6 protein-coding genes, 1 tRNA gene and 1 pseudogene are annotated in these 4,661 nt (G+C 63.9%); 6 read left to right on the top strand and 2 right to left on the bottom strand.

Annotated features, from left to right (window positions below; all coding sequences use genetic code 11):
- Both ACLFMY_RS08485 and ACLFMY_RS08480 read right to left on the bottom strand, forming a co-directional pair.
- A partial coding sequence (locus ACLFMY_RS08485; RefSeq protein WP_410764227.1) for an Arm DNA-binding domain-containing protein occupies positions 1-113 on the bottom strand: 113 nt, incomplete at its 3' end.
- A complete protein-coding gene (locus tag ACLFMY_RS08480; protein ID WP_410764225.1) occupies positions 106-327 on the bottom strand; it encodes a hypothetical protein in 222 nt (73 codons plus the stop codon). The genes ACLFMY_RS08485 and ACLFMY_RS08480, both read right to left, overlap by 8 nt.
- Before the next feature lie 162 nt (positions 328-489).
- Here ACLFMY_RS08480 and ACLFMY_RS08475 point away from each other — a divergent pair, with 162 nt between their 5' ends.
- The 6 genes and pseudogenes from ACLFMY_RS08475 to ACLFMY_RS08450 form a co-directional block, all read left to right on the top strand.
- The gene (locus ACLFMY_RS08475) at positions 490-684 is read left to right on the top strand and encodes a ribbon-helix-helix protein, CopG family (RefSeq protein WP_410764224.1); all 195 of its coding nucleotides are present in this window, start codon (positions 490-492) and stop codon (positions 682-684) included.
- Between the two features lie 255 nt (positions 685-939).
- A tRNA-Val gene (locus ACLFMY_RS08470) sits at positions 940-1,016 on the top strand.
- Between the two features lie 155 nt (positions 1,017-1,171).
- Entirely contained in the window at positions 1,172-1,603 is a 432-nt protein-coding gene (locus ACLFMY_RS08465) for a DUF3429 domain-containing protein (protein WP_410764223.1), read from the top strand.
- A 202-nt stretch (positions 1,604-1,805) separates the two neighbouring features.
- Positions 1,806-3,713 carry a threonine--tRNA ligase gene (gene thrS / locus ACLFMY_RS08460; protein WP_410764222.1) on the top strand — a complete coding sequence of 636 codons (1,908 nt, stop codon included), beginning with the start codon at positions 1,806-1,808 and terminating at the stop codon, positions 3,711-3,713.
- A 122-nt stretch (positions 3,714-3,835) separates the two neighbouring features.
- The gene (infC, locus tag ACLFMY_RS08455) at positions 3,836-4,381 is read left to right on the top strand and encodes a translation initiation factor IF-3 (RefSeq protein ID WP_410764226.1); all 546 of its coding nucleotides are present in this window, start codon (positions 3,836-3,838) and stop codon (positions 4,379-4,381) included.
- 195 nt (positions 4,382-4,576) lie between these two features.
- Positions 4,577-4,661 (top strand): annotated as a pseudogene (locus ACLFMY_RS08450) (nucleoside diphosphate kinase regulator); the annotation flags it as partial.

The following is a 4,661-nucleotide window of genomic DNA, read 5'->3' as shown; positions in this document are numbered from 1 at the left end:
TTGCGGTTCGCCGGGGTATCCGTCAGAGCCGTGTACTCCCGACAGCGGACGCCTTTGTAACGGAAATCAAAGTAAAGACGATTGGTCTCTTCGCGGACTCGAATCTTACCCATGGCACTTCTCCCCGTTGGCCATCGGGATGTTCGGGACAGCGTCCTCGAACATGTCGGCCTCGATGTTTTCCCAGAGATACAGAATCCGGCGCCGACCGAAGGGGCGGATGTAATGCCGCCCTTCGACCAGCACTTCGTGCGTGAGGATGTTGCGCACGTAGCGCGTGGTGTAGTTGAGCTTCTCGGCGAGTTGCTCGGAGGTCATGTACGTCATTGCATTCACCTCATGTGTGAGTGGATAGCCGCTATGCGACTAGATCCAACGTACATGGCTCTCGATATCCCGCTAATTAATTTCCCGCTAGACTCAACGCTCCTTTGTTGGAGCTTTGTCACGCTCACGACCACGCCCTCACATGAGAGAGAAGTGACTCAGATGAAAACCGGACGCACCCACCAGAAACAGGTAAATATCCGCCTGGACGACGAGACCCTGCGGCGGATCGACAATTGCCGATCCGAGCTCTTGAAGATCGAAGGAGAAATACCGCCTAGGGCGGATATCGTTCGAGAGGCGATTGACCGGTATCTCGATGAATTTGAGAAAGGCCAGGTGGGCGGGAAGCCCTGAGCCCAGATGTGTGTGGTGCTCGTTGAGACCGACGGCATGAGTGAGGGACTGTCTCAACATGGGCCCAATATGGGCCCAATTTGGGCCCAGGGGCATTTCGGGCTCCAACGTGGACCGGATTGGATGAGTTGCCAACAGCTGCAGGCCGATGGAGCACTCGCAAAACCGGTCGCCGTAAGATACTGTTTTAATGAGGTTAAAATTGAGTGTTGACAGCGGACCCGGACCCGGTAGAATGCGCATCCGTTCGACGACAGGCGCGTAGCTCAGTTGGTTAGAGCACCACCTTGACATGGTGGGGGTCGTTGGTTCGAATCCAATCGCGCCTACCAACACCAAAAGCCCGGCAGCATCACGCTCGCCGGGCTTTTTCGTGTTCGGTGCCTGGCGAATGCCTGCCGAGGACGCAACGCCCCCTCGGACGGCAATCCCTGTCTGCGCGGTCTAGGCTAGCTGTCGTCTCGACCGTACGTAGCAGGGAGTTGTCATGGCCCGTTCCCGTGAACAGACCTCGGCCTTTCATGCGCGCCTGGCCGGCTACGCCGGGCTGATTCCCTTCCTCGTCCCGCTGCTGGTCGTCTGGGTCGAACCGGTCCATGCCGAGACGGCGATCGCCGTTCAGCACGCCTATGCCGCGCTGATCCTGAGCTTTCTCGGCGGTATCTACTGGGGCGTGGCGCTGGAGCGTCAGTCGGGCCGCGAGATCTGGCTGAGCGTGCTGCCGTCGTTATGGGCGTGGCCGGCGCTGCTGATGCCGCCAGCCGCGGCCGCAGTCATGCTGGCTGCCGGCTTCGCGCTGATGTTCCTGCTGGATCGGGACGCCCGGCATCGGGGCTGGATCCGCAACTGGTTCTACCGACTCCGGCTGACGCTCGGCTCCGTCGCGATCGCCTCCCTGCTGCTCGGACTGGCCGGCTGAGTCGCGGCGACACCGGGGCGCAACCGCTCCACCGCCCTCCCCGGCGGAGGCCCGCCTCTGGTATCATTCCCGCCCTCGAATTCCGTTAGCCGGGTGCGTCTCGACGGTCCATCGCTGTCCGCACCCTTCGACCCACACGGATGCAAACGCGGTCTTTGGTAGGGGCCGCCACTGGCATCCCAAGTGCTTCTCAGGAGGGCACATGCCGACCATCACGCTACCCGACGGCAGTCAGCGTTCTTACGATCACCCGGTCTCGCTCGCCGAGATCGCGTCCGACATCGGCCCGGGCCTGGCCAAGGCGGCCGTTGCCGGCAAGATCGACGGCAAGCTCGTGGATCTTTCCCGCACCGTCGAGAACGACGCCGAGATCGCCATCGTCACGGCGAAGGACCAGGAGGGCGTCGAGATCATCCGCCACTCCACCGCGCACCTGATGGCGCAGGCGGTCAAGCAGCTCTACCCCGAGGCGCAGGTCACCATCGGCCCGGTCATCGACCAGGGTTTCTACTACGACTTCGCCTTCGACCGGCCCTTCAACGACGAGGACCTGGAGAAGATCGAGACCCGCATGCGCGAGCTGGCCGCCGAGGGCGACGAGCTCGAGCGCCGCGTGATCGAGCGCGACGACGCCGTGCGCTTCTTCAAGGACCTGGGCGAGGACTACAAGGTCGAGATCATCAAGGACATCCCCGGCGAGGAGCAGCTCACGCTCTACACCCAGGGCGACTTCACCGATCTCTGCCGCGGCCCGCACGTGCCGCACACCAACAAGCTCAAGGCCTTCAAGCTCCTCAAGGTGGCCGGGGCCTACTGGCGCGGCGACTCGGACAACGAGATGCTCACCCGCGTCTACGGCACCGCGTTCGCCAGCGAGAAGGAATTGAAGCGCTACCTCAAGCAGCGCGAGGAGGCCGAGAAGCGCGACCACCGCCGCCTCGGCAAGCAGCTCGACCTGTTCCACTTCCAGGAAGAGGCGCCGGGCCTCGTGTTCTGGCACCCGCGCGGCTGGGCGATCTGGCAGGTGATCGAGTCCTACATGCGCGACGTGTACAAGCGCTCGGGCTACGCGGAGATCAAGTGCCCGCAGATCCTGGATGTCTCCCTGTGGAAGAAGTCCGGCCACTGGGACAACTACCAGGAGAACATGTTCTTCACCGAGTCGGAGAAGCGCACCTACGCGGTCAAGCCGATGAACTGCCCGGGCCACGTCCAGGTGTTCAACCACGGCCTGCACAGCTACCGCGACCTGCCGATCCGCTACGGCGAGTTCGGCTCCTGCCACCGCAACGAGCCGTCCGGCGCGCTGCACGGCATCCTGCGCGTGCGCGGCTTTACCCAGGACGACGGCCACATCTTCTGCACCGAGAAGCAGATCGAGCCCGAGGTCCGCGCCTTCCACGGCCAGGCGCTGGAGGTCTACGAGACCTTCGGCTTCACCGACGTGCAGGTGAAGATCGCCACCCGCCCGGACAAGCGCATGGGCAGCGACGAGGTCTGGGACGAGGCGGAAGAGGCCCTGCGCAGCGCACTGCGTGCGGCGAACGTCGAGTGGGAGGAGCTGCCGGGCGAAGGCGCCTTCTACGGGCCGAAGATCGAGTACCACCTCTCGGATGCCATCGGCCGGACCTGGCAACTGGGCACCATCCAGGTCGATTTCATGATGCCCGAGCGCCTGGGCGCGACCTACGTCGACGAGCACAGCGAGCGCAAGCACCCGGTCATGCTCCACCGCGCCATCGTCGGCTCGATGGAGCGCTTCATCGGCATCCTGATCGAGCACCATGCCGGCCAGATGCCGACGTGGCTCGCCCCGGTCCAGGCCGTCACCATGGGCATCACCGACCGCCACGCCGACTACGTCGGTCAGGTCGCCGAGCGCCTCAAGGCCGCCGGGCTGCGGGCTGAAGCGGATCTCCGCAACGAGAAGGTGGGCTTCAAGATCCGCGAGCACACCCTCGAGCGCGTGCCCTACCTGCTGGTCGCCGGCGACCGCGAGATCGACGCCGACAGCGTTTCGGTACGCACCCGCTCCGGCGAGGACCTCGGCTCAATCAAGGTCGACGAGCTGATCGAGCGACTGAAGGGCGAGATCGCCGAGCACCGCTGAGAACGGGTGGCAGGCCACCGTTGGCCACCGGCGGCGGTTCTGTGCTAATTTTTCGCAAACATTCCCCCGGGGGCCACCCCTTGGGGTACTATTCCGTTCAAACCTGACTGGAGGGTACGAACATCGCTCAACAACGCGGAAAGGGTCCAGGCAAAAGCGACGACCCCAGGATCAATGATCAAATCAACGTTCGGGAAGTCCGACTGGTCGACGAGAACGGCGAGCAGGTAGGCGTCGTCGACACGGATGAGGCAAAGGATCGCGCTGCCGCAGCCGGCATGGATCTCGTCGAGGTCTCGCCCACAGCCAAGCCGCCGGTCTGCAAGATCATGGACTTCGGCAAGTTCAAGTATCAGCAGAGCAAGAAGGCGGCCGAGGCGCGCAAGAAGCAGAAGCAGATCGAGATCAAGGAAGTGAAGTTCCGTCCCGGGACGGAAGATCACGACTACCAGGTCAAGCTGCGTAACGCGACTCGCTTCCTGCAGGCCGGCGACAAGGTCAAGGTCACCCTGCGTTTCCGCGGTCGAGAGATGGCCCACCGGGACCTTGGCGCCGAACTGCTGGCGCGGATCGCCGAGGATCTGAACGAACTGGCGACCGTGGAGCAGAAGCCGCGCATGGAAGGCCGTCAGGCCACCATGGTGATGGCTCCGCGCGCAGGCAAGTAGAGCGGATCCCCGCCGCCCGGCCCGGGCGGCGACAAAACCCGGAGCCCCGTCGTGACGCGACGGGGCTTTTTTTCGGGACGCCGAGAAAACCTGACACCAGCCCCCCGGCAACAACGTGCCGCGGTCTGGCAGCGCCCGGCACCGGCCGCGGATATCCCGGCCCGAGTCAGCTTGCGAAGGAGGAACCGCGCAGCCATGGAACAGCCACGCATCATCATGACCGAGCTGGACCTGGAGCGCCTGGAAAGACTGCTGGACCAGACGCCGGACGACGCCTTTC

Origin of the sequence: Guyparkeria sp., from assembly GCF_046545975.1 — a bacterium.
Classification (GTDB): Bacteria; Pseudomonadota; Gammaproteobacteria; order Halothiobacillales; family Halothiobacillaceae; genus Guyparkeria.
Note: the sequence above shows the minus strand (reverse complement) of the source record. Positions and strands in the feature narration are given on the sequence as shown.